Raw genomic sequence first — 23772 nt, forward strand, 5'->3', positions numbered from 1 at the left:
TCTCTGAATCAGAACATATTACAAGTTCTTCCTTCATTCACTGAAATTCCAGCTAACTGACATTTCAATCATCAAATTCAACACTTCAGTCAGTTTAAATTTTTCGGGTGTGGTTTCTTCCCCAATTTTGAATCAAATCTTATTGCCATGAAAATTCTATTAGCAATTTGTTTCCTTTTTGTCATTAACCTGAGTGAAGCCCAATCCATCATCAAGGGTACGGTAAAAGACCCTAAGGGGATTACCATCCCTGGGGTAAATATTTATCTTAAAGGAACTTTTGAGGGAACTTCCTCAGAAATCGATGGGACATATAGCTTAGAAGTAGAAAAGCAAGGTACCTATATCCTTATTTTCCAGTCCATGGGTTACAACCCTCAGGAAATTGAGGTGGTATTGAATGGAACAGAACTGATTTTGAATCCTGTATTAAGAGAATCTATTAACGAAATGACTGCTGTAACTATAAGCGCCGGGGCCATGGAAGCATCAGATGAGAAAAAAGCAGTGGTCTTAAGGCCTATAGATATTGTAACAGTCCCTTCCGCCATGGGAGATATTATCGGAGCCTTTCAAACTTTGCCTGGAACTGCCAACGTAGGGAATGATGGACGATTGTTTGTAAGAGGAGGCGATGCAAGCGAAACAGCTATTTTTATTGATGGGTTGAAGGTAGGAAATGCTTTTGGGACTACGGCTGCAAATGTACCCACCCGTACCCGGTTCAATCCCAACCTCTTCAAAGGCTCATTTTTCAGTACAGGAGGATATTCCGCTGAATATGGACATGCCCTATCCTCAGCGCTTGCATTGAACACCGTAGATTTTCCTCAAAGAAGCCAAGGGGATATCAGTCTGATGTCAGTGGGCGGAGGATTTACCCAAACTTTGGCAGGTGAGAAAAATAGCCTGACCGCTTCTGCTAATTATTTTGATCTTTTGCCCTATCAGTCCCTTGTCAGGCAAAATTTTGATTGGGAGCGTGCAACCTATGGATGGGATATGGAGGTTTCTGCACGACAAAAATGGGGCAAAAACGGAATGGTCAAAGTCTTTGCACATACCGAAGCCGGTGGTATGCAAATCTGGCAGCCCATCCCTGGTATTGAAGGCCGAGGTCAGTTAGTAAATCTCAAGAACCACTATTCCTTTGCCCAGACTTCTTTCAGACAATTTGGCAAAAATGAATGGACATATTATGGAGGGATTTCTTTCTCTCACAATGTGGATGAATACCTAGTCGATCAAGTGGATATGCGAAACCAAAACCAGGTGTTGCACAGCAAATTGGTTGGGGTAAAAGAATTTTCTGATAGATTTTCCTTGAAAAGCGGCATCGAATCATACCTGTTCAAATATGAAGAAAGACTTAGATCCGAAAACCTCGGTAGAAATTTCCAAGATCTTCAGGCAACTATCTTTACTGAAGCGGATTATTACATAAATAATAGTCTTGTTCTAAGGGGAGGATTAAGAGGAGGAAACAGCACTTTGGCTAATCAGGCCTGGGTAGACCCAAGGTTATCCTTTGCTTACAAGTTTAAGGATGGCGGCCAACTTTCCCTTGCAGCGGGTCAGTTCAGCCAAATGCCTGTGGAAGAACTTAGAGTTATCGAACCATCAGTACGGAATGTACGGTCTGACCATTTAATTCTGAATTACTTCCTAAGCAAAAATGGAAGAACCGTTAGAGCTGAAGCCTTTTATAAAGATTATAAAAATTTATTGACTTACGAAGGTTTTAGATTCCAATACCATACCATTAACCAAGTTGGAGAGGGCTTTGCAAGGGGATTTGATTTCTTTTACAGGGATCAGAAAAGTTTCAAAAACACAGACTTTTGGATCACATACAGTTTTGTTGACAGCAAGAGACAATATGCACAATTTACAGAATGGGTGCAACCTGGATTTGCCCCAAGGAATAACGGGTCAATTGTGGTGAAGCATTTTATTTCTACCCTCAAATCCCAATTAGGCATTTCATTCAGCATCAATGATGGTTACACCTATCATGACCCAAATTTGCCAGGGCAAATGAATTCCAAAACTAAAGGATTTCAGGATTTGAGTTTAGGCTGGAGTTACTTAGCTAAACCAAACTTGATCATTCATATGGCCTGTTCCAATGTGTTCGGCAGGGACAATATTTTCGGCTATCAGTTCAGTCCTATCCCCAATGAAAACGGGGTTTATGAATCCCTTCCCGTTAGACAGACTGCCCCAAGGTTTATTTTCCTGGGTATATTCCTTACCCTCAGTAAAGACAAAACAGCTAATCAATTAAACAACTTATAAAATATAAAATCCATGAAAAAGTACAGTTTAGCAATTCTCGTACTGATGTTGATTTCAATAATTTCCCCAGCTTCCAATGATGCCTATGAAAATGCCATGCGTAAGGAACTCCAGGGCATGAAAAAAGCAGTCAGTTCAACTGATCTTCAAAAGTCAGCCAATGGTTTTGCCAGGATCGCGGCAATGATGCCGGAAGAATGGCTGCCGGATTATTATGCGGCTTTGGCTTTGGCGAATGCAGGGTTTAGAAGCCAAGGTGGTGCGGATGAAAAGGATGCATTTTTCGCCCAGGCTAAAAAATATGCGGATAAAGCTGCAACCATTTCCCCCAACAACTCTGAGATTGTGGCCCTTCAGGGATTTATCACCATGGGTGAACTGGCAGTGGATCCCAATTCCAGGGGACAGCATTTGTCCGGAGTTGCCATGCAGACATTTGGTAAGGCAGTGGAGCTGAACAGGCAGAATCCAAGGGCCATCATGATGCTTGGACAGATGGAATTGGGAATGGCCCGGTTTTTTGGACAGGGCCCTGAAAAGGCTTGTGGATTGATCAAATCCAGTTTGGAATTATTTGAAAAAGAGGAGGCCAATAGCCAAGAAGAAACTATCCAACCTACTTGGGGAAAAGAGATGGCCTTACAACTGCAAGATGTGTGTAACTAAATTCAGAAAGATTATCGTTTTGGTTTTCAAGTCTACAGTAATTATTTCTTGAATCAAATGGCATTTCAGAGGTCTATCTATCCACGCAGAAAAAACAACTGACCCCATGATACATAATGAAATCGGACTGGTGCATGTGATCGCATCAGTCCTCGCATTGATTACCGGCACTTGGGTACTTCTTTCGAAGAAAGGAAGTAAAATCCACATCCGAATAGGCTATGTATATGTTTTTAGTATGGTCTTACTCTTGGGAACAGCTTTTAGTCTCTATCATCTGTTTGGAAAATGGGGTATCTTCCATTACATGGCCATATTAAGTACTTTGACACTTGTCATGGGAATGCTTCCTGTTATCCAAAGACCTAGGAAATCCTTAAGCGTTTACTATCATTTTTCGTGGATGTATTGGTCAGTTCTAGGTTTATATGCAGCCTTTATCAGTGAAATGCTGACAAGAGTACCCCAAACCCCATTCTTTGGTATGGTTGGAATAGCCACTCTTGTCATCACTACTACAGGAGGGTACATTTTTAGAACCAAAAAGAAAAAATGGAAATATGAATTTTCTATATTGGATAGACAAAACCATAAATAATGAAAAAGCTTTCTTTCCTTTTGATGATTAGCATATTGGCAATTCTTCTTGCTGGTTGTGCTTCAGTTGAACCAATCGATCCCTGCCTTCAGGGAAAATCCTATGGTTTCTTTTGGGGAGTCCTTCATGGTTTGATTGCCCCAATTTCATTATTGGTCAGTTTTTTTGATAAGGAGACAGTCATGTATGCACAGAATAATTCTGGTTCCTGGTATGGATTGGGGTTTCTTATTGGCTCGGGAGGCTGGGGGATTCTTGCTTCAAATTCCTCCAAAAAAGGTAAATAATTAAAAATCAAGATGACAGAAAAAACAGCTTCATTTCCTGAGAAATATTCAAAAAAAGTATTCGCCTCGGCTACAATTTTTACATCCCTTCGGAAATTTTTACTTCTAAATCTTGGGATAGCCGCAGTTTTAATGCTGATCCAATGTCCAACCTGCCTACTTTCACTTGAAGGATTGAAGAGTATTTTCCCTGACTTTATTTTTTCCTTTTTGATGTCTTCCTCCATCAGTTTCGGTGGTTTCTATGTAGATGGATACTTCGACAGGAGGATTTCATGGATCCAACATCCTGTCAAAAGACTGGTATTAACAGCAGGGACATACCTGGTATATTGTTTTATTATCAGTTTTATACTGACTACGCTCTATGTTTTGGTAACAATTGAAGGTGTTACTCTCAGTAATATTTCCTGGACCCGAATGTTGGGAAATACGGTTTATCCCATTATTGTTGCTTTAATTATCATTTCCATATTTATTTCGAGATCCTGGCTATTTGAATGGAGAAATGCAGCGATTGAAGCCGAACAGCTTAAATCTGAAAAGCTGGCAAGTCAATACCAGTCCCTTAAAGACCAACTCAATCCCCATTTCCTATTCAATTCCCTCAATGTGCTTTCCAATCTAGTCTATGAAAGTCCGGACAAATCCGCAGAATTTATACAGCAACTCTCCAAAATTTACCGATATGTGCTGGATGTTCAACAGGAACAACTGGTAAGTCTGAAAAATGAACTTGATTTTGCGGAGCATTACCTTAGTCTTCAGAAAATCAGGTTTGAGGACAGTCTGGAATATTTTATAGATGTGGAACCCTCCCTAGATCTTTACCTTCCCCCGCTTTCCTTACAACTGTTGTTGGAAAATGCCATAAAACACAACATTGCTTCCGGGGAAAACCCTCTTAAAATCTTAATTGAACAAGTGGGCAACAACCTTATAGTGAGAAATATTCTTCAGCCTAAGCTGACTCAGAAAACTTCAAATACGGGAATTGGCTTAGCTAATATTCAGAAGCGTTATGCTTTGTTGAGCGACCAGAAACCAAAAATCATGCAGACTGCCAAGGAATTTATTGTTGAACTTCCACTTTTAAAAATCAGCCAGTCATGAAAGTCCTAATTATCGAAGACGAAAAGCCTGCCGCCAACCGTTTGAAACAACTGATACTGGAAGTACTTCCTGAAGCAAAAATCGACGGAAACCTGGAGAGTATTACTGCAGCTTCCCAGTGGTTAAAAACCAATGATGAGCCTGACCTCATTTTTTGTGACATCCAATTGGCAGATGGTTTAAGTTTCGAAATATTCAACAGGGTGAAGGTGAACAGTCCTATAATATTTACAACGGCTTTTGACCAATACGCTATCAAAGCTTTCAAACTCAATTCCATTGATTACCTCCTAAAGCCCATCAGTCCAAAGGAATTGGAAGGTGCAGTTCAAAAGTTCAAAAGCCTTCAAATCAGACCGGTAGTGGACATCCATCAGCTTCAAGAGCTTTTAACCCCCAAACAAAAAGAATACAAAAGCAGGTTTATGGTCAAGATTGGGGAAAAAATCCAGGCAGTTCAGGCCTCTGAAGCTTCGTATTTTCTAAGTGAAGAGCGGGTAACTTTTTTGCATACCTTTGAAGGTAAACGTTATATTCTTGACTACACCTTGGACCAATTGGAGGCATTGCTGGATCCAAAGCAGTTTTTCAGGCTCAATAGGAAATACATAGCTGCAATTGAGGCCATTTCTGAAATCCATACTTATTCCAACAGTAGATTGAAAATTAAGCTAAAAGATTGTTCTGATAATGATATCCTCGTAAGTAGGGAAAAAGTGGGCGCAATGAAGGAATGGTTGGATGGGAAATAAAAAACCCACTTTCCCCAAAATTCAGCAAAGGTTTCCGCATCAACATGCAAGATAACCAAGCTGGAAAGGGTGTCATTATTTGTCGCATTCAAAATGCTTATCCCATGAAAGAAAGTATTGAGGCTATGGGACTTTGTAGATTCATCGATAAAATCAAGCCCTAAACTTGATGTTCTCTGTCAAAAGTAAACTTGATGCTACACCTTTCAGGATTCACCATAAATATTATGCTTCCAAAGAGGAAAAGTCTGGTCAAAAAATCCTAAAAAGTTCTTGATATTATGAGGAGTGGGCCCTCCAAGAGTTTCAAACTCTTGGAGGGTTTTACTTATTAAAATGGAATTCTGACATTTAATGCTATATTTCTCCCCATCTGATTGATTCCAAAAGGTCTGAAAAGGGACAAATGGTCAAGGTAGGTTTTATTCAAAAGGTTGGTCCCACTGACATAAACATCCAAAAGATTGTTGCCCACTTTTAAATTTCCTCCAATATTCATTCCCAATAAAAAATATCCCGGAGTGGCTTCTTCCAATGGTGCGGGTTTATTTTGGTCAAATACCAAAGAACCTAACACACTGATATAGGGTTTCTGGATGATTCCCAAATCTTTTAACCTAAAGTCTATTGATTGGTTCCATCGATATGCAGGAATGTAAGGCAAATAGGTTAGGTCGTTTGTCCTTTGTCCAATGACCATGGAATAAGAAGTCGAGGCGCCAAACCATTTTGCAGAAACAGGATGGAAATCGAGTTCAAGTTCTCCTCCATAAAGCCTGGCATCTGCTTGTTCAAATGTCCAAATCTCCAAATCCTCCTCCATTTCTCCAGTAGGTGCGAAAAAGATGTAATTATTGATGTCATTGTAAAATACCTCTCCGGAAATTGAAAAATTATTGGTCCTATACCGGACTCCAAAGTCTGTCTGGATATTCTGCTCCCGTTGAAACTCAGCATTGCCTTTTTCAAATCGTCTGGTTCCAGGATGTACGCCATTGGAGAAAAGCTCTGCCAAATCAGGAGCCCTGAAACCTTGGGCAACGTTTAACCTGAACCTCCAATGAGAATCAGGCCTAAAGGTAGCACCTGCGGAGGTGGTCACCCCATCAAAGGTCCGCTCAAGTTTTCTGTCCTCAGGCTCACCTGGAAGTATAAAACCAAAATCTATGAAATGGGGCGCGCTTGCATCTACATTCACTTTTCGGTAATCATATCTTAATCCTCCTTGGATTACCCATTTTTCTGTATTATAATTCAAAAGGCCATAAATAGAACGGTCATCTTTTCTGGCATCCGGTATCAAATATTCAAGGGCATCATCATAGTTGATGGTCTGAAGTAAAAAACCCTGAATACCAAAAATCGCCTCTAAATTTGGGCTTAATCCTTTGAAGTATTTCACATCATACATGAAATTGGTCTGATTAAGTCCCAAATCAACCAATTCACCACCGGTTTCAATCTCTTCTCTTAGATTTTTATGAAGCCCGAAAGTTGCTTTGATTTTATCCTCCCCTAGAAATACATTGGTTTCTGAAGAAAGGAAATGGTCGGTTACGTTTTGAAATGGGGTCTGCGATTTTCTATCTCCCCGGTATGTTGCCAACCCTTCTACATCCGACTCATCCAAAATACCCAGTTTTTGCTTTAGATAGGTATACCTTAATCTTGTGTCCCCCCATTTTTTTTGAAACCCTACAGCACCTTTGAAATTTTGGGTATTGAAACGGGTATTCCCCATGGTCCTGCCATCTCCATCCAAATAATCTGCATGTGATTCCATTGCCCCATTAAAGGACCAAAGGAATCCCTGATCCGTATTTCCCTTTACGCCTGCCTCTGACCTTACACCCAAGGTATTACTGTAACCTCTTAGATTGAGATATCCTTCGATATCCCCTTGTATGGCATCTTTTTCTTCAATAAGATTCACTACTCCTGCCATGGCACCAGAGCCATAAATGATAGAAGCAGGACCTTTGATCATCTCGATATTGGCAATCCCCGTTTCGGTCATTCCCAGACCATGATCCGCTCCCCATTGCTGGTTTTCAAATCTTGCCCCTTGATACACAGAAAGCACTCTACTGAAAGAAAGACCTCTGATTACGGGCTTGCTGATACCAGGACCCAATGAAATCTCACTGACCCCCGGTGTTCTTGCCAGCGCTGACATCAGGTTAGGTGAAGGCATTTTGAGCAGATCGGTTTTACTGACCTTTTCTATACTGATAGGAGAGCTTTCCTTACTCATGATATAGGCGCCAGAAACAACTACCTCATCAATATTGGTGGTCATTTCCTCTAATTGGATCAGAAGGGTTTTGCTGGCGTTGCCAGGTTTGATGGTCTGAACCTCAGTACCGTAGCCCACAAAGGATATCTGTAAGGTAATGTTCCTTTCAGGCAGTCCACTGATGCTGAAATTTCCGTCAAGGTCGGTCACAACCCCTCTGTTAAGGTCTGCAATTAAAATAGTTACTCCCGGTAGGGGTAATTTTGTGTCTTTATCGATAACCTTACCGGATAAAGAAAGTGTCTGAGCTGCCAATACCCCAACTGAAGCCAGGTATACGGCAACAAACAGTAAATATCTCATTGTTTGTAAAAGATAGGATTAGATTAGAAATAAGGTGTCTCTATCCGGCATAAAGCTGGAATAGGCAAATAAAAATCAGGCCTTGTTAGGCGGCCCCCTTAAATCAAATCCGTTGGCTACTTCCTGAAAAAACGCTGGAGAGACCAAAGGTAACTGAACACTTATTTCTACCTCAGTGAGTTCAGGTACATCAATATCAACAGTATAAACAAAATATTCTGCATGGGCGATAAGATCCAAAATGATCAGCTCCATTTCGGTATGCCCGTGGTCAGGCTGCTCCTCCTGCTCTTGGGAAAGAATCGGATGGGCATGGGTGATAATCCTGCCGTTTTCCAGTTCATGGGAGTGAAAAAACAATACCCCATTGGCCAAAATGGTCAACATCAAAGCCAAACTGAAATGGCTTAAAAAGGGCAGTATTTTTCTAAACTTACTCACTATGATTCCAAATCTTCAAACTGAAGTTTTGAACAATTGTTGCGAAAATAGAAAAGAATATTGAAAAACTGAGTATAGATTTACTTTTAGGTGGATTTTAGAAGGTTGGGTGGTTTTATATTTTCCCTATTTAGCTAAATTTACCCTGTGATCAATTTTAACTACCGACCTGAAAGCTATTTTGACGGCTCAGGTCCAACCACCTTATTGGCCAAATTATTATACCCCGAAAGCCAATGGGGAGAGGAAATCAATATCTACGCCAATGTGATAGATGGTGAATATTACTTTGAAGCAATTGATTTTTATGGCAATGACATCAAGCTAAACCCTGAGAAAATCAATCAGCCACTCACCTTACAGGAACTGATATTTTTGATTGAAACCATGGATGTTGAAAGTAAAAGTGCTCAGGGAAATGTAGAACTTACCCTTTCCGGTATCCCAGAGGCTGAAAGCAAACTCTACCCTGACCTTGAAAGGTATTTTTCCGAAAAAAGAAATTATTACGGACTGCGTTAAAAATCTAAAATAGATTCGTAAGCCCTGGAAAGCACATGATGTGTCTTGAACCAATAATCATAAGTTTCAAAAAGCACACATTCCTTTAAATTCATTCCCTGAAACTCAATCTGCCTGATGCTTTCTTTGGGAAGCCAGCTTCTGAGGTCATTTGCCTGATCAATAGTCAATTGAGCCAGTTCAATGACCATTTCTCCGTGGATATTCAATGGTATCAGTTTAGTCATAATACGTAACCTTTATAATCCAAAGGAAGGAATAAAGTAGCAGGATTTGATTAATTATACATGATGATTGTGTTAAATTTAGCCGCATCGTCCCAAACGGACCATAGAATCTTTTCTCTTGATGTTAAATATTCTCCTTATCCCTATTTTCCTCCTGCTGGGAATAGGTCTTCAGCAAATCAAATCCTTGCCTGGCCATACAGCCAAATACCTAAACCTCTACCTCATTTATGTGGTTTTACCGGCTTTGGCTTTAAAATACCTGCCTTCTGTGGAGTTGAAACCTGAACTGGCCTTTCCCGTGGCCACTGCATGGATAAGTTTCGCCTTTTCCTGGCTGATATTTGGATTTCTTGGCGCCCAGTTCAATTGGAACAAATCGATTACAGGATGCCTGATTATTACTTCCGGACTGGCCAATACCTCTTTTGTGGGATTCCCCATTGTAAGTGCTTTGTACGGAGAGGAAGCAGTAAAAATTGCCCTTCTCATTGATCAGGCAGGATCATTTATCATTGTGAGCAGTGTGGCAGTCATCGTGGCTTCCATTTACAGTTCCGGCAAAAAAAGAAAGAGGGACATCAGTAAAAAAATACTGACCTTCCCTCCTTTTATATTCTTTATGGTTGCCATCATCATGAATCTTTCAGGAATCCATACACCTGAAATACTGAAATCAGTTCTGGACTTCGTTGCAATGACCCTCACCCCTGTCGCCTTGACTGCTGTCGGCCTTCAGGTTAACATCAACCTAAATGCCATTATGTCCAAGTATCTTTGGTTCGGACTTACTTACAAGCTTCTTTTTATTCCCTTGGTCATCCTTCTACTCTTCAAACACATTTTTCAACTGGAAGGTATGCTCTTCAAAGTCTCAGTTATCGAAACTGCCATGGCTCCAATGATCACCGGGTCTATTATTGCCATCTCCCACAATCTGGAACCCAAACTCGCTTCTCTTCTTGTTGGAATTGGCATACCCCTTTCCTTTCTGACCATAGGGCTCTGGTATTATATCCTTGGCTGAATATCGTTTTTCTTTGTGGTATCAGGTTTGACGGTATCAGGTTTTGTAGCTTTTGGTCTGATCAGGCCTTTAAGTACGTTTTTGGCCTCTTCCACCACTTTCTCTTTGGTGTCCGCCACTTTCTTCTCGGCCTCTTTTTTCACACTGTCCTGAACAATTTCTGCCTTTAATTGGACCTCTCTCTTGATACTGTCTTCCGCGGCCCGGAACTGTTGGGTTACCTGCTCCTGAATATTTTCCCGCTCACTGCTTACTCTTGATTTTAGGGCGGCTGCCAAGAGGTTCTCAATGCTATTTCCTCCTGCTAATCCTATTTTAGGACTATTGTAAGTCCCTCCAAGGCTAATGGAAACAGGGATCAAGGTGGAAGCATTGGCGTCAGTGCCGGATATTGTCGCCAACAAGGCATTCGCCTGTGCGCCAAATCTACCCGCAGGTACCTGCATGTTGAGCAAATAATTGATCGAACCATCAAAACCCGTACTTCCCTGAATCGTAGCCTGATAATCCCAAAGTTTGAGATCAAAAGGACGGACCGATAAAAGACCATCTTTAATTTCTATCGGGATAGAAAGATTTCTGAACAGTAAAGTGTTGGTATCATTTAATTTGGTGAGGCTGGTAATACCCTGCAACAACTGACTGTTTTGATAAGCAGCTTCTGCCACTTTCAATAAACCCTTGACATCTAATGAGGATAGAATAGGCATCATATCCTGCGCCAAAATGCCCGACAAATTCAGGTTACTGTTGAATTTACCTGTCAAATGCTGGGCTATGGGCGCAAATGCTTTTACAGTATTGAATGCTTCAAATGCAGCAGGTATGCTGAGATCAGCCAAATTGAGGCTAAGATCAAACAATGGGGCTGTGATATCTCTTGGATCATAAGAGCCATTTAATGTCATCTGTCCACCCAAAGTCTTCATCCCGGCATCTGTGAAGCTTAACACCCCATCTTTCAATGTCATATTTCCCCTTACCTCTTTAAGGTTGAGGTTATCATAAATCACCTCATCAGCGGCAAGGGACATGGAAAAATCAATATTTTTAGGCAATTCGATTACAGTCAGGGCTTCATCTCCCCCACTGCTTTCAGTCATCCATTCATTAGCATCAAACTTGCTTGAAGTCAATGAAAGCTGTCCCTTCAAAACGGCATTTTCTTCCAGAATGAAGTTCATGTAGTTGGACAAAAAGCCACTAGCCTGCAATGGGCTTTTTCCCACCCTTGAATCCATTTGGGTCAAATTAATCCGGTCTGGGGAAAAATCAGCTTTAGCCTGATGGATGCGTACTCCCTGCGGCAAATCGGTTGAGGTAAAATAAAAGTTATTGACTTCCACCTGACCACGGGTATCCAATCGGTTATATCTTTTCTCTTCCACATCCTTATAGGAACCCTTTGTCAAGAGGTCAGCCTTTATCTTACCCTCCATAATCAGGTTTTCCATCGGGAATATTTTCAGCATTTTGCCCAAATCAATAGTGCCTTTGACTGATCCGTCCCAATTCAAAACAGAAAAATCTGCAATCTTCATCCGGCCATCGATATTTTCATCTTCCAGTTCAAAACCAAACTTTGTCAGATCTACAACAAAGTCATTCATTTTACCTGTCTTGTTTTGAACGGTAGCATTGACATTCAAGTGCTCAATTGGCGCTGGATAATCCGCACTTTTCACATAAACATCGCTCAAAAGTAATTTGGCATTGATCACCGGAATAATTTCCGCTATAGAGTCATATCTTCCTTTTGCCTCTGCATTCACATCAAGCAAACCCTTCAAGGTCATTCCCTCTATAGGAAAAATTGAAGTCATTTCCTCCAAATTCAGTTTCCCAACCAAAGCACCATCTATATCATAGCTGACCAAATCGGCCAGTGCAAAGCGTCCTGAAATGGGATTACTGCCAAAGTTCAAACTGAAGGTTGGAATATTGATAGATGTATTTTCCAGATTACCACTGCTGTTCTTAACCTGCATATCAATCTGAATATCACTCACCGGTCTCGGTAGTTCGGGATATTGGAACATCCCATCATTGACTTTCATGGCAATATCAAAGAAAGGGAAACTGGTATCACTGTAAAGTCCCCTGAAAAATCCACCGAAGTCCATACTACCGGATGTCTTCAGACTGGAAAAGCTCTCTGTATACATACCTGGTACCAAAGAAAGGATGCTTTTAAAACTATTGTCTTTTCCTGCAAAATTCAGGTCAAAGTCTATACCTTCATCAGGAAGGGCTACAAATCCGTTTAAATCAAAAAGAAAGTCATTGAGGGCAAAATCTCCGTCTCCAAAAGAAAACTTCATCTGATTCATATCGATATTCATCAGTGTCTCTCCCTGGAATTGCTTGTTTCTTAAATAGTTGGTTCCCTCATAAGTGATATCTGCAATCAAAGCTTTAGCTCTGACCGGTAATTCGTATACATCTAGGGTAAAATCACCTTTGCCTTCTGCTTCTATCTGACCCAGTGCCATGAAATATTGCAGGGACCTATCATCGTAGATCAGGTTCACATTCTTTACCTCAATGAGGTCTACACCCATTTTGAAATTATGCTCTACCTCTTCCCCATCTTCTGAAGGGTAGGTAATATCATAATTAGCCCTACCATCTTCCAACACTTTGACATAAACACTTCCCCCATCCACATGCACACCGGTAAGGGTGGGATAATCTCCAAACAGTACCGATTTCAAATTAAAATCAACCTGCATTTGATCCACATGAATCAGGGTATCATTCTGAAAGGGGGGATTCCCGATAATTCCGAAATCATTGATGGATGCGGAGATATGGGGAAAGCGCTTGAACACACTCAGGCTGATATTGTTAAAATCAAAATACACCTGTGCATTGATAGATTCGGCTATCTCCTTGTCAATGCGCTCAACAATTTTATCCTTGAAAATGAAGGGTAGGGCTACCAATGAGGCCAGGAGAAAAATGAAAACTCCCAGTATAATCAATATTGTCTTTTTCATAGCAGATTCAAGTCAGTTCTATAGTTTATAACGAAAAATACACCCAAAAGGTCACTAAAACCCTGCCAAAGTCAGGCTCAAAGTGGCCAAACTTTCTGTATTTCTTTTTCAAATTCCAGGTGGATCAAATTATTGGTTGCCAGAATTTCCCCACTGAAAATATAATCATCTCCCTGACGGAAATCTGTCACCTTTCCTCCTGCCTCCTGCACGATTATCACTCCTGCGGCCACATCATAGGGCTTCAGGTCATATTCAAAGAACCCGTCCACCCTTCCGCAGGCCACATAGCATAAATCTACTGCTGCGCTGCCCATTCTCCTGAGTCCATGGCATTTTTCCATCAAACTCCTCAGGACTTTCAGGTAATCATCAATCCTGCCAAATGCACTATAAGGAAAACCTGTAGCGATCAGACTTTCAGAAAGTGTTTTGGATCCAGTCACCTGAATGGGGTCTCCGTTACAGTAGGCACCTTGGCCTTTGAGGGCATAGAAGCATTCATCAAAATTGACTTCATAAACCACCCCCATGATTATTTCATCATGGTGTTTCAAGCCAATACTGACAGCAAAAATCGGCAGTCCATGTATAAAATTCGTAGTCCCATCCAAAGGATCAATGATCCAGGTATATTCTTTTCCTTCCCTACCGGCCGTACCCTCTTCGGCTATAAAATCAGCTTCAGGTAGGATCTCCTGCAACTTGGTGACGATGATTTTCTCCGCATGCTTATCCACATAAGAAACCAGGTCATTCAGTCCTTTCTGCTCTACTTTTTGTCGGTCAAAAATCTTTCTTTCTTCTCTGAGAAATGCACCCGCTTCTTTGGCCACTGCCTTAGTTTGCTCCAAAATCTTTACTAAATCCACCATTTTTGTTTATTATTTTTTATCCCCGCAATGAATTACTGGGTAATATTCTTGGTCATCTCTTCCTATATCGGAAAATCCTACAGGATTTTTGTGTTTTCCCCCTAGTCCTAGGGCCTTACCCTAGGCTATTACAAGTCGGCCCTTCAGGCCTTGATTACAAACCATAGTTGCAGAGAAATTATATTATCGCCGAGGGCTTATATCTTTTCAATATTCTTAATGACTCCCTTAATTCCTGAACTCTTAATGGTTCAAAAACTCCCACTTCCGAAATCCGACTTCCGAACTTTTCTGTCACCTCTTTCGTCTAGCCTCCCGCTTCCCTTCTCTCGTCTCTAGCTTCTCGCCTCTAGCCTCTCTTTTCTCGCTTCTACCCTCAGTCCTACCTTCCACCACCAACACTATTTCCCCTTTGATAGGATTTTCTAGATAATATTCGATCAGTTCAGCCAAAGTCCCCCTGACGTTTTCTTCATAGATCTTAGTCAACTCTCTGGAAACGGAAGCTTGTCTCTCTGGTCCAAAAGCCTCAGCAAACTGTTCCAAGGTTTTCATCAGACGGTGGGGAGATTCATAAAAAACCATCGTCCTGCTCTCCTCCAGCAAAGACTGAATGCGGGTCTGCCGGCCTTTTTTATGCGGCAAAAACCCTTCAAAGGTAAAGCGGTCAGTTGGCAGTCCAGAATTCACCAAGGCGGGCACAAAAGCTGTGGGACCCGGAAGGCAATTAATCTCAAGCCCAGCTTCTTTAGCCGCTCTGGCCAATAAGAATCCTGGATCAGATATCCCAGGCGTACCTGCATCACTGACCAAGGCGATGGTTTCTCCTTTTTTCAACCGATCAATGATTTTTTCAACGTTTTTATGCTCATTGAAAATATGGTAACTCTGCAGCGGTCTGCTGATCTCCAAATGCTTCAATAGCTTGCCAGTGGTCCTGGTATCTTCAGCCAAGATCACATCGACCGATTTCAACACCTCTATGGCACGTAAGGTGATGTCCTTAAGGTTGCCTATAGGCGTGGGCACTAAGTACAGGAGCCCCTCTCTTTCATCCTCTGTAGCCATGTCAGATTTTGTCAATGGCTGCTGCAAGTTTTCGGTCCTTATCCGTCACCACATTTCCGGCATCGTGGGTAGTCAATTCAATTGAAACAATATTATAGACATTGCTCCAATTGGGATGATGGCCCTGGGCTTCTGCCAAAAAGGCCACCCTGGTCATAAAAGCAAAGGCCTCCTGAAAATCATTGAATTTAAATTCCTTCTTCAGTCTGTTATTTTCTTCTTTCCACATAATTGTTTTGCGTTAAAGTGAAATGACTCCTTCAATTTTAGAGGCACGGTCATAGACCTCCATGATGGCCTCACTGTTGGGCATCATTGCTTTGATGGTGGCCGATACGTATTTGCCTTTGGAGGATTCTTTCAAGGTCATCTTGTTATTGGGCAAAAGAGACGCTACCTGATCTTCCCTTCCGCGCATGACGATGAACTTAAACATATACAATGTAGGAAAAGAAGTAGATGCCTCCAGTTTTTCTTTGAAAGCAGCCCTGTCAAATGTTTGCTTCATATCTGCGAATTTACTTTAATAACAGCAAACCTCCCAATATAAATCCAACCATAAAAAAACCCGAAGCTTTCGCCCCGGGTTTTTCTATTCCACATCCGGAATCCAAGAAATCATTTTCTTCCATCCGGAATAGGTTAACTAAAATCAGAAGAATTTATATCTGTAATCTTTCACGTTAGCCAAGTCTTCAAGTGCCATCATGATCATGTAAGCTGTTCTTTGGGAAGCATTCAAGGTCAATTGTCTTTGATAGCTATTGTAATCGGCGATTTCAGAAGCAGGAGTCTTTTCATTCAACTTGATCACGATGATGCCCACATCTTCATGGATAGGCATACTGATCTGACCAGGGTTTTGAAGGCCAAATGCAGCTCCGATAGCTTTTGGTGCGAATCCTACACCCGGAAGAACAGAAGCGCTCAATCTCAAGTCAGGTGTTTTATCCAATGAAGCTTCATTAGGAAATACTGAAAGCATATCCTCCAAAGTAGTTTTACCCTGAAGTTTGCCTTTGATAATCTCTGCCTTCTTATCGTTTCTCACTTGGTTCAATACCTGAACCCTTACCTGATCCAAAGAAGCTGTTCCTTCTTCGTATTTGTTTTTCAAAGTAGCTACGATATAGCTATTGTCCAATTCAAACACTTCAGATACTTTACCTTGAGAGGCATCATTGAATGCCCACCTGATCACTTCTCTTGCACCTTGTAGGTTATTCAAATTTCTGTCAAATGCACCAACATTGTTGGCCTGAAGGATTCTGTAGCCTTCTTTTTCTGCATTTTCTGCAAATTGAATGGCATTGCCAGAGCTTGCTGCAAAGAAATCTGCACTTCTGAAAATATCATTTCTGGTAGCATCACTAGGAATCAGTTCCAATTCCAAGGTGGCAACTTTGTAAGAAAGTGTCTGAGGAAGTTCGGTTACCTCTATGATGTGGTAGCCATATTCAGTTTCAACAAGTCTGTTGATCAAGCCTGTCTTTCTTTCAGCAAAAGATACATTGGCAAATTCTTCTACAAAATCTTCTTTCGCAAACCATCCCAAATCACCACCTCTTTGGGCAGTGGCATCCTGACCATACTGGGCAGCTGCAGTAGCGAAGTTCAAACCTTCCTGAATCTCTTTCAGTACAGTTTCAGCATTAGACCTTACTTCAGCTTTTGCATCATCGCTTAGACCTTGGGTTCCGAAAAGGATATGACTTGCTCTCATTCTTGGTGTACCATCAAACTTAGAGGTGATTTTGTAAGACACGTAAGTAGAGCGGTTTGTCAAGAAAGGACCGTATGTTTCCCCTTCAACGATCTCATCAACATTGGAAGTCAAAGATGCCGGAAGTGCGTCACCAGGAAGAATGGTCGCAAATGGTCTCTGCGTATCAGAATTTCTCATGACGAACACAGAATCATTTGTAGAGTTTCTCAACTCTTCGGTCAATTGTCTGATTTCAGAAATTACCGCAGCAGAGTCTTCACCGCTTGGAACCAAGTTGAAAGCAACGTATTCCAAATCTACCGCATTGGAAACCTTAAACTTTTCTTTGTTTTTGTTGATATAATCTCTCAGTTCATTGTCACTTACCTGTACATCACCATCAGGAATGGCATAGAAAGGGATGAACAAATGGTCAATATCAGCGATGGTGTTTGCCATCTTATGCTCCAATTTACCTTCAGCAGTAGTCGCATACTCAGACGTAGAAAGTAAGTTATCATACTTAACCCTCAATCTTGCATCTGCAAATAATTGTTCCTGCTGAGCCCAGAAAGCCTGCTGATCAGGACCTGCTTCTTCCAGTGATTGAAGGAAAGCAACCAATTGCGTTCTGTCAAATTCTCCTGTCTGAGGATTGGTAAGCTGTTGTCTAAGTTCAGCGATGATGTTTTTACCCTGAACCATGTCTACCAATTCCGCATCAGAAATGGTAAGGCCAAGGGCTTCGTATTGTTGATCGAAAACTTTCTCTACAATCAGGGCCTGCCAAGCTTGCTCTCTGATGGAATACATTTCGTTTTCTGAGGGTGTTCTACCCGTGTTCTGCTGGAAAGAAAATTTTATTTCTTCAATTTTCTGAATGTATTCCTCATAGGAAATACTTTCACCTGCAATCTCACCTACCTTGTTTGAGCTACCACCCAAAAGGGTTGAATTAGGACTTAATATATCTCCTCCTACAAGGAAAAATATCAATCCAACTGCTATCACACCGATTGCAAGACCTGTTTTCTGTCTGATTTTTTTAATTAATGCCATTCTACTGGTTTTTTGAAGTGCCGCAAAATAATTACATCTAGTGTTAAATTCAAAATAATATCACTGTCAATAAATCACTTATTGGAATTAAGGGTTTGATTTATCTTTACTTTCAAGGTTTCGATACGGTGATCCTGCTTGGAGACAATGGAAAAAGTAAACTGCTCATAGGTCACGCTTTGGCCTTTTTGGGGTATATCTTCGGTCAAAGATAGGATAAATCCAGCCAATGTTTCGAACTCTCCATAGGGCAAATCCCATCCGTATTTTTCATTTAAATAATCTATTTCATGTCTGGCACTTAGCAGGTATTCATTGTCAGATATCCGCTGTTCGGTCAGGTCATCACTGTCATACTCATCTTGGATCTCTCCAAAAATCTCTTCAATGATATCTTCCATGCTCACAATACCACTGGTTCCGCCAAATTCATCCACCACCAGGGCCAAACTTTTTCTTTCCTGAATAAACTGGATCAATAGCTCGTTGGCCAAAGCCGACTCCGGTACAATAATGATCGGCGTAAGGATGTCGGCAATTCTCTTCGGTTTTTTGAATAATTCCAACTGATGACAATAGCCGATCACATCATCGATAGATTCCTTGTACACAATGATCTTGGAATGCCCACTTTCAGCAAACACACCTTTAAGATCTTCTATCGAATCTTCTATCTCTACTGCAACAATATCCGTACGGGGCACCATACATTCCCTGATCCTGATGGTCTTAAATTCCACAGCATTGTCAAAAATTTTACTATCTACCTCCACCTTCACATCATGGCTGCTATGATGCAGGTTGTTTTGGATAAAACTGTTGAGATCTGTGACCTTGAAAACAGGCCTGTCCTCACTGTAGTCAAGACGAAGTATCTTGGTGATGAAAAATTTGGATAACCAGACTACCACAAACACTATGGGGTACATGATCAAATAGATCACTTGTATCGGTACGGAAAGCGCACTGAGAAGACTGTTTGGATTAAGTAAAAAAATGCTTTTGGGCAAAAACTCTGCTGTGATCAGCACGATAATGGTAGAGAAAACCGTCTGAATCAAGAGCACCGCCACCTGATTATCTCCAGGCAACCAGTCCCTTATCCAGGGTTCCAATAAATTGGCCATAAAGATACCATATACCACCAAGGCAATGGTATTCCCTATCAGGGTGGTCCCGATAAACTGACTCGGTTTCTTCAGAAAATTGGACAGAATCTTACCTGACAGCAATCCCTGCTTTTTTTGAAGCTCAATGTGCAGCTTGTTGGCTGATACATAAGCGATTTCAACCCCTGAAAAAAAGGCTGAGAACAGCAAGGTAATGATCACATAAATCAGGTATCCGGATTCCATTATTTTCGTTTATTTTCTTTTTTGCCAGACTTACCTTCATGTTCCTGCTCCTGTTCCCTTCTTTTGTTTTGCCTGAATTTGTACCAAAACAACAGGACCAAAGAAAGCATGAAAATGGGGTAAGCAGCGACTATCCCAACAGTGATGGTCTGATGGGTACCGATGATAACCAAGGCCGCTGCCAAAGACAAGAGGGCAATATCGTTAATTTTCATGATTAATTTCCTTCTCCCGGTATTAACATTCTACTATTGAAAGGTTTGAATATTTTGTATTCATTAAACCCCTCATCTGCTTCCATCCCAGTTCCATTGATCACTGTCTCTTTATCCTGAATGGTCACAAACTTTTCTGTGTAAATCTTTTTTGCGTTGGGATCCCAAAACAACTCCTCAGAGGATAGTTTTTGGTTTTTTTCCAGATTATCCACCTGCACATCTCCTTCCCCTCTGTACAGGTTATCCTTTTTGATATAAAAACCCTGATCCGCCCGCATGGTGGTCGTCACTTTGCCTGACTCGTCATAAAAGGTAATGTCAATACCCTCGGGAAACTCCAGATCACCTGTTTCGTACTCAACCTGCCTTTTAGCCTTCAAATGCGTCCTTACAATGGCAGAATCACTGTGATACAGGTCAATATCAGTCGCTTCACTGACAGGACCCAAATAGGCTTCTAAAATACCTGTATCCACTTCTGCTTCACAGGAAAGGAGAAAAATAGGCAGGAATAAGAAAAGAAGTCGCTTCAAGTACCAGTTCATGGGCACAAAGATATCAAAAGATTAAGAATCCATACAAAAACAAAAAGGCAGCCATACGACTGCCTTTTGTATTAAAGTTAATGTCAATTAGTCTCTTGTAGCCAAAGTTACAGTTTCACCTATCCAGCAGCCAGTACTGATGGATTGACCTACCTGAAGGCCTTCTGTGAACAATTCCTCTTTGGAAGGGAATCTTGCTCTGGCATCTCTCATCCCTTCGCTGTTACCAGCTCTTTGGAAAGCATTATAAGCGGCGATATAAATAGAGTAATCTTTAGCTCTACTTTCTCCACCTTTACAGTCATTGAAAGAACCCATATACAACTGACCGATCAAGGTATAAGCATCACCGGTTTTTTCAGCGTCCAAGTTAGCAGCTTCTCTAGCAGAAGTTCTTGCCGCAGATTTTCTACCAAGCTGGGCATGTACTTTTGCGAGGTCGAAATGCACATCCGCTTTTTGAGTATTGTTCTCTGCCAAAGTCAAGGCTTTTTCCAATATTGGCTGTGCCTTGTCATACTCTCTATTTTGCATATACCTCATAGCCCTAACTTGAGAAGTAGAGAAAGAAGGATTGTTATTATCAATATACTCCAAAGCCATGGTAAATGCTTCTGTGTTCAAACACTTATACTGGACAGAATACTTGAAAATCTGATTAGCAAGTTTCTCATCATTAGGGTTAGCTTTGAATCTAGTTCCTAATGTATTCTCGATAAAATTACAATCAATCAACTCCATAGCGACAATTAGCTGATCTCTGGTGCCAGCAGGAGTAGAAACATCACTTCCGTTAGCTTCAGCAGCTTCTAAAATCGCTGTGATGGCATCATATTTATTGACAACTTCTTCTTTGGTATATGCCTTATTCATAGCATAATGCCTGTAGATTAAGTCGTAGTAATAAGCCAACAAGTTTACAGTTCCGAATTTACCATTGAGTTCAATTACTTTATCAAAATCCTTGATAGTTTCAGCCAATTTCTCCTTATCATTTTTATAGAAGTTATAAGCATAGTAAGCTTTGTTTTCTATCCATCTGGCTTCGTTGTCATATTGTTCTTTTCTAAGTTCAAATATGGTAATAACAGAATCCTGATATACTTTCTTCTTTGCTGCATCACTGGTTTTGGTAGCCGCACCATTGTATACAGTTACACCATTGATGTAAATAGATTCATTCAAATTTGGGACGTTCACCAAGAGCCAATTCAAAGGCTTGGTCGCCTCCACGAATTGTTCTGATTTCATATAATCCACATAGGCAGCATTATACTCCCTTGCTTTGGCCTCTTTTTCAGGCTCAGAAGGCCAATTCCAGTCCTGTGCCTGGGCGAAACCCGCAACTAGTAGGGTTAGTAACCCGGTTAGTACATTTTTAACTTTCATGTCTGTTAACTTTAATCAAATACTCGTTTGTAAAACCATGTATTGTCGTTGAGAGAAAAACCTAGACTAAAGCCTACGTAGTTTTCTCTGATCAAACCATTGTCTGTGGTACCGCGGGTTCCAAGCTTGATGGCGAAGTTTGCCAACGACAAACTGTTTATAGGAACTGAACCACCAAAATTGATGCCAATATCTTTGATCTGTGTATTGGCAACTATATATGGGGTCTCCTGATAGTCGATACCAATTCTATAAGTAATTCTTTTCAGCAGGTTATCTACAGCCGAAAAATCCGGTGCAATCTGACCACCCAAAGCTATTTTGAAGGAATCTCCTAACTCACCCAAAGAACCGTTGAAATTTCTAAATTGGCTAAGTTGCTGTTGCTGAATTTCTAAGCCAACTACAAATTTATTGATTTTTTCATAAGTCAGGCCATATCCGATGTTTTTTGGAATATAAACACTGCCTCTTACGTTATCACTGATGACATCACCTTCCCCAATGGGGCTGCTAGCTTGGCCAAAATCCGCTACCTTCGCAAATTCTTTTCCACTAATATTTCCATATGCCTGATAAATGGCACCTAAGTGCAAATTACTTTTGCTGTTCAGCTTAAAGAAATAGTGGAGACCTCCCTTAAAAGTAATATCATTCATGGTCAGTCTCTGGTAAAATTCAGAAGATACTCCTGTTGGTTCATCATCCTCAGTCAGCAAACTCAGCTGATTTGTCCTGATCGTGGAACCGAAAAGGTAAGAAGCATGGATACCAAGACTCAGGTTTTTAGCAATCATATAGCCTGTGGAAATATAGGCTTCCGAAATTCCTCCATCTCCATCAATCCTGTTGATGGAAGACAAGTCTGAATTTGCCACCTGCCCTCTTACCAATAGATTGTAATTCACACTAGTAATCTGATTGATCCCCAAACCCAATGCGGATTTACCGGATTTGATCGGAAAGGACATGCCTACATAAGAAAGACCACCGCCGTCCAGCAACTCACTTTCATCAGCCGTAGTGCCATTGATACGCTTGTAATTAAATGCTGCTTGGAAATTGTAAATGGTATTTCTAGTGGTCAGCGCAGGGTTCATATAGTTGAGACCCCAGCCGGTACCAAAACTGATACCCAGACCACCCATGGCCTGATTTTGGGTAAGACCGGAATTATTAAAGTCCCCGAGACCCAGTGAACTGTAAGTAGATGCACTGGATTGGGAAAATACTTCGGAAAATATGAAAAAGACACAGATTGTGCCCAGCAGTTTCAGCCTATTGGAGATTGACATTGTAAGTTAATATTCTGTTTAGGCCATACAGGACCAAATTAGGGATTACAAATATGTGGTCTTTTGTTAAGCTTTCAAAAATTTTTGAATCACCACCGCAAATAATCACCTTCAAACCAGGATATTTGGTCTGATAGGCTTCAATAAATCCTAGCATTTCATGTAGGATACCAAAATACACACCACTCTTCATACCTTTTTCAGTAGAATTACCGATCAGATCCGGCCGCTCTCCCAATGGCAGTTCCACTAGTGGCAATCTGGCCGTCTGCTGATGCATGGCCCGAAATCTCATTTTTAATCCAGGGGAAATAGCTCCCCCGAAATACCTGTCTTCCTCATCCAGAAACTCATAGGTAATGCAGCTTCCCAGATCGATGGCCAATAATGGCCCTTTTTCTATAATTGATCTCGCTCCAATTACCGCAGCTTTCCTGTCCACTCCCAAGGTCTCAGGAGTCGCATACAAATTCTTAATCGGTACTGCAGTCGTACGGCTTAAGTAGATAAAAGGAAAACCCAATAAGCCCTGAAGTTGTTCTTCCGAATAAGTGACCGAACTGATGATGGCATATTGAAAATCCAGTCTTCCGGCGAATTCCTGGAAGGACTCAAAGGTTTCGAAATAGGTCTCCTCCAGCATTCTCTCCCCCTCAAAAAGGGCGGTTTTGATCCTTGAGTTACCAATATCTACCACAAACTGTTTCAACACGCTGACATTTAGAAATAATCAA

General features: G+C 41.1%; 23 protein-coding genes. 8 read left to right on the forward strand and 15 right to left on the reverse strand.

The window, feature by feature from the left end; translation table 11 throughout:
* Positions 1 to 147 precede the first annotated feature (147 nt).
* The 6 genes from ACFFIP_RS04355 (at position 148) to ACFFIP_RS04380 (ending at position 5714) form a co-directional block, all read left to right on the forward strand.
* Positions 148 to 2298: a TonB-dependent receptor gene (locus ACFFIP_RS04355; RefSeq protein WP_382386346.1), complete on the forward strand. Its 2151-nt coding sequence runs from the start codon at positions 148 to 150 to the stop codon at positions 2296 to 2298.
* Positions 2299 to 2310: 12 nt separating this feature from the next.
* The gene (locus ACFFIP_RS04360; protein WP_382386347.1) at positions 2311 to 2964 is read left to right on the forward strand and encodes a hypothetical protein; all 654 of its coding nucleotides are present in this window, start codon (positions 2311 to 2313) and stop codon (positions 2962 to 2964) included.
* A 106-nt stretch (positions 2965 to 3070) separates the two neighbouring features.
* Positions 3071 to 3562 carry a DUF2306 domain-containing protein gene (locus ACFFIP_RS04365; protein WP_382386348.1) on the forward strand — a complete coding sequence of 164 codons (492 nt, stop codon included), beginning with the start codon at positions 3071 to 3073 and terminating at the stop codon, positions 3560 to 3562.
* Positions 3562 to 3849, forward strand: a complete 288-nt coding sequence (locus tag ACFFIP_RS04370; RefSeq protein WP_382386349.1) for a hypothetical protein — start codon at positions 3562 to 3564, stop codon at positions 3847 to 3849. The genes ACFFIP_RS04365 and ACFFIP_RS04370 overlap by 1 nt, the downstream gene beginning before the upstream one ends.
* 12 nt (positions 3850 to 3861) lie before the next feature.
* Positions 3862 to 4962, forward strand: a complete 1101-nt coding sequence (locus ACFFIP_RS04375) for a sensor histidine kinase (protein ID WP_382386350.1) — start codon at positions 3862 to 3864, stop codon at positions 4960 to 4962.
* Positions 4959 to 5714, forward strand: a complete 756-nt coding sequence (locus ACFFIP_RS04380) for a LytR/AlgR family response regulator transcription factor (protein WP_382386351.1) — start codon at positions 4959 to 4961, stop codon at positions 5712 to 5714. Before ACFFIP_RS04375 ends, ACFFIP_RS04380 begins: the two co-directional genes overlap by 4 nt.
* 331 nt (positions 5715 to 6045) lie before the next feature.
* Here the strand turns inward: ACFFIP_RS04380 and ACFFIP_RS04385 are convergent, their stop codons facing one another.
* Both ACFFIP_RS04385 and ACFFIP_RS04390 read right to left on the reverse strand, forming a co-directional pair.
* On the reverse strand, positions 6046 to 8313 hold the full coding sequence (locus tag ACFFIP_RS04385; RefSeq protein ID WP_382386352.1) for a TonB-dependent receptor: 2268 nt from the start codon (positions 8311 to 8313) through the stop codon (positions 6046 to 6048).
* Between the two features lie 75 nt (positions 8314 to 8388).
* Positions 8389 to 8754: a DUF8478 family putative metalloprotein gene (locus ACFFIP_RS04390; protein WP_382386353.1), complete on the reverse strand. Its 366-nt coding sequence runs from the start codon at positions 8752 to 8754 to the stop codon at positions 8389 to 8391.
* 147 nt (positions 8755 to 8901) lie between these two features.
* On the opposite strand from ACFFIP_RS04390, the gene ACFFIP_RS04395 reads away from it, so the two are divergent.
* Positions 8902 to 9276 carry a UDP-glucuronosyltransferase gene (locus tag ACFFIP_RS04395; protein WP_382386354.1) on the forward strand — a complete coding sequence of 125 codons (375 nt, stop codon included), beginning with the start codon at positions 8902 to 8904 and terminating at the stop codon, positions 9274 to 9276.
* Here ACFFIP_RS04395 and ACFFIP_RS04400 read toward each other — a convergent pair.
* Positions 9273 to 9503, reverse strand: a complete 231-nt coding sequence (locus ACFFIP_RS04400) for a hypothetical protein (RefSeq protein ID WP_382386355.1) — start codon at positions 9501 to 9503, stop codon at positions 9273 to 9275. The genes ACFFIP_RS04395 and ACFFIP_RS04400 overlap by 4 nt on opposite strands.
* A 121-nt stretch (positions 9504 to 9624) precedes the next feature.
* Between ACFFIP_RS04400 and ACFFIP_RS04405 the strand changes: the two genes are divergently transcribed.
* Entirely contained in the window at positions 9625 to 10530 is a 906-nt protein-coding gene (locus tag ACFFIP_RS04405; RefSeq protein WP_382386356.1) for an AEC family transporter, read from the forward strand.
* Here ACFFIP_RS04405 and ACFFIP_RS04410 read toward each other — a convergent pair.
* The 12 genes from ACFFIP_RS04410 to ACFFIP_RS04465 form a co-directional block, all read right to left on the reverse strand.
* Positions 10515 to 13529, reverse strand: a complete 3015-nt coding sequence (locus ACFFIP_RS04410) for an AsmA-like C-terminal region-containing protein (protein WP_382386357.1) — start codon at positions 13527 to 13529, stop codon at positions 10515 to 10517. The genes ACFFIP_RS04405 and ACFFIP_RS04410 overlap by 16 nt on opposite strands.
* A 77-nt stretch (positions 13530 to 13606) precedes the next feature.
* On the reverse strand, positions 13607 to 14404 hold the full coding sequence (locus ACFFIP_RS04415; protein ID WP_382386358.1) for an inositol monophosphatase family protein: 798 nt from the start codon (positions 14402 to 14404) through the stop codon (positions 13607 to 13609).
* 294 nt (positions 14405 to 14698) lie between these two features.
* Positions 14699 to 15472: a 16S rRNA (cytidine(1402)-2'-O)-methyltransferase gene (rsmI, locus tag ACFFIP_RS04420; RefSeq protein ID WP_382386359.1), complete on the reverse strand. Its 774-nt coding sequence runs from the start codon at positions 15470 to 15472 to the stop codon at positions 14699 to 14701.
* Between the two features lies 1 nt (position 15473).
* Positions 15474 to 15701 carry a 4a-hydroxytetrahydrobiopterin dehydratase gene (locus ACFFIP_RS04425; RefSeq protein ID WP_382386360.1) on the reverse strand — a complete coding sequence of 76 codons (228 nt, stop codon included), beginning with the start codon at positions 15699 to 15701 and terminating at the stop codon, positions 15474 to 15476.
* Between the two features lie 12 nt (positions 15702 to 15713).
* Positions 15714 to 15980, reverse strand: a complete 267-nt coding sequence (locus tag ACFFIP_RS04430; protein WP_382386361.1) for a DUF493 family protein — start codon at positions 15978 to 15980, stop codon at positions 15714 to 15716.
* Positions 15981 to 16124: 144 nt separating this feature from the next.
* Positions 16125 to 18236, reverse strand: a complete 2112-nt coding sequence (locus tag ACFFIP_RS04435; RefSeq protein WP_382386362.1) for a SurA N-terminal domain-containing protein — start codon at positions 18234 to 18236, stop codon at positions 16125 to 16127.
* 74 nt (positions 18237 to 18310) lie between these two features.
* Positions 18311 to 19591: a hemolysin family protein gene (locus ACFFIP_RS04440; protein ID WP_382386363.1), complete on the reverse strand. Its 1281-nt coding sequence runs from the start codon at positions 19589 to 19591 to the stop codon at positions 18311 to 18313.
* A complete protein-coding gene (locus ACFFIP_RS04445; RefSeq protein ID WP_382386364.1) occupies positions 19591 to 19806 on the reverse strand; it encodes a hypothetical protein in 216 nt (71 codons plus the stop codon). Before ACFFIP_RS04445 ends, ACFFIP_RS04440 begins: the two co-directional genes overlap by 1 nt.
* Before the next feature lie 2 nt (positions 19807 to 19808).
* Positions 19809 to 20354 carry an LPS export ABC transporter periplasmic protein LptC gene (lptC, locus tag ACFFIP_RS04450; RefSeq protein ID WP_382386365.1) on the reverse strand — a complete coding sequence of 182 codons (546 nt, stop codon included), beginning with the start codon at positions 20352 to 20354 and terminating at the stop codon, positions 19809 to 19811.
* Positions 20355 to 20441: 87 nt separating this feature from the next.
* The gene (locus tag ACFFIP_RS04455; RefSeq protein ID WP_382386366.1) at positions 20442 to 21743 is read right to left on the reverse strand and encodes a tetratricopeptide repeat protein; all 1302 of its coding nucleotides are present in this window, start codon (positions 21741 to 21743) and stop codon (positions 20442 to 20444) included.
* Positions 21744 to 21754: 11 nt separating this feature from the next.
* Entirely contained in the window at positions 21755 to 23038 is a 1284-nt protein-coding gene (gene bamG / locus ACFFIP_RS04460; RefSeq protein ID WP_382386367.1) for a BamG family beta-barrel-assembly machinery protein, read from the reverse strand.
* The gene (locus tag ACFFIP_RS04465; protein WP_382386394.1) at positions 23022 to 23747 is read right to left on the reverse strand and encodes a type III pantothenate kinase; all 726 of its coding nucleotides are present in this window, start codon (positions 23745 to 23747) and stop codon (positions 23022 to 23024) included. Before ACFFIP_RS04465 ends, bamG begins: the two co-directional genes overlap by 17 nt.
* Positions 23748 to 23772 lie beyond the last annotated feature (25 nt).

This window comes from Fontibacter flavus (assembly GCF_042432905.1).
Taxonomy (GTDB): Bacteria; Bacteroidota; Bacteroidia; order Cytophagales; family Cyclobacteriaceae; genus Fontibacter; species Fontibacter flavus.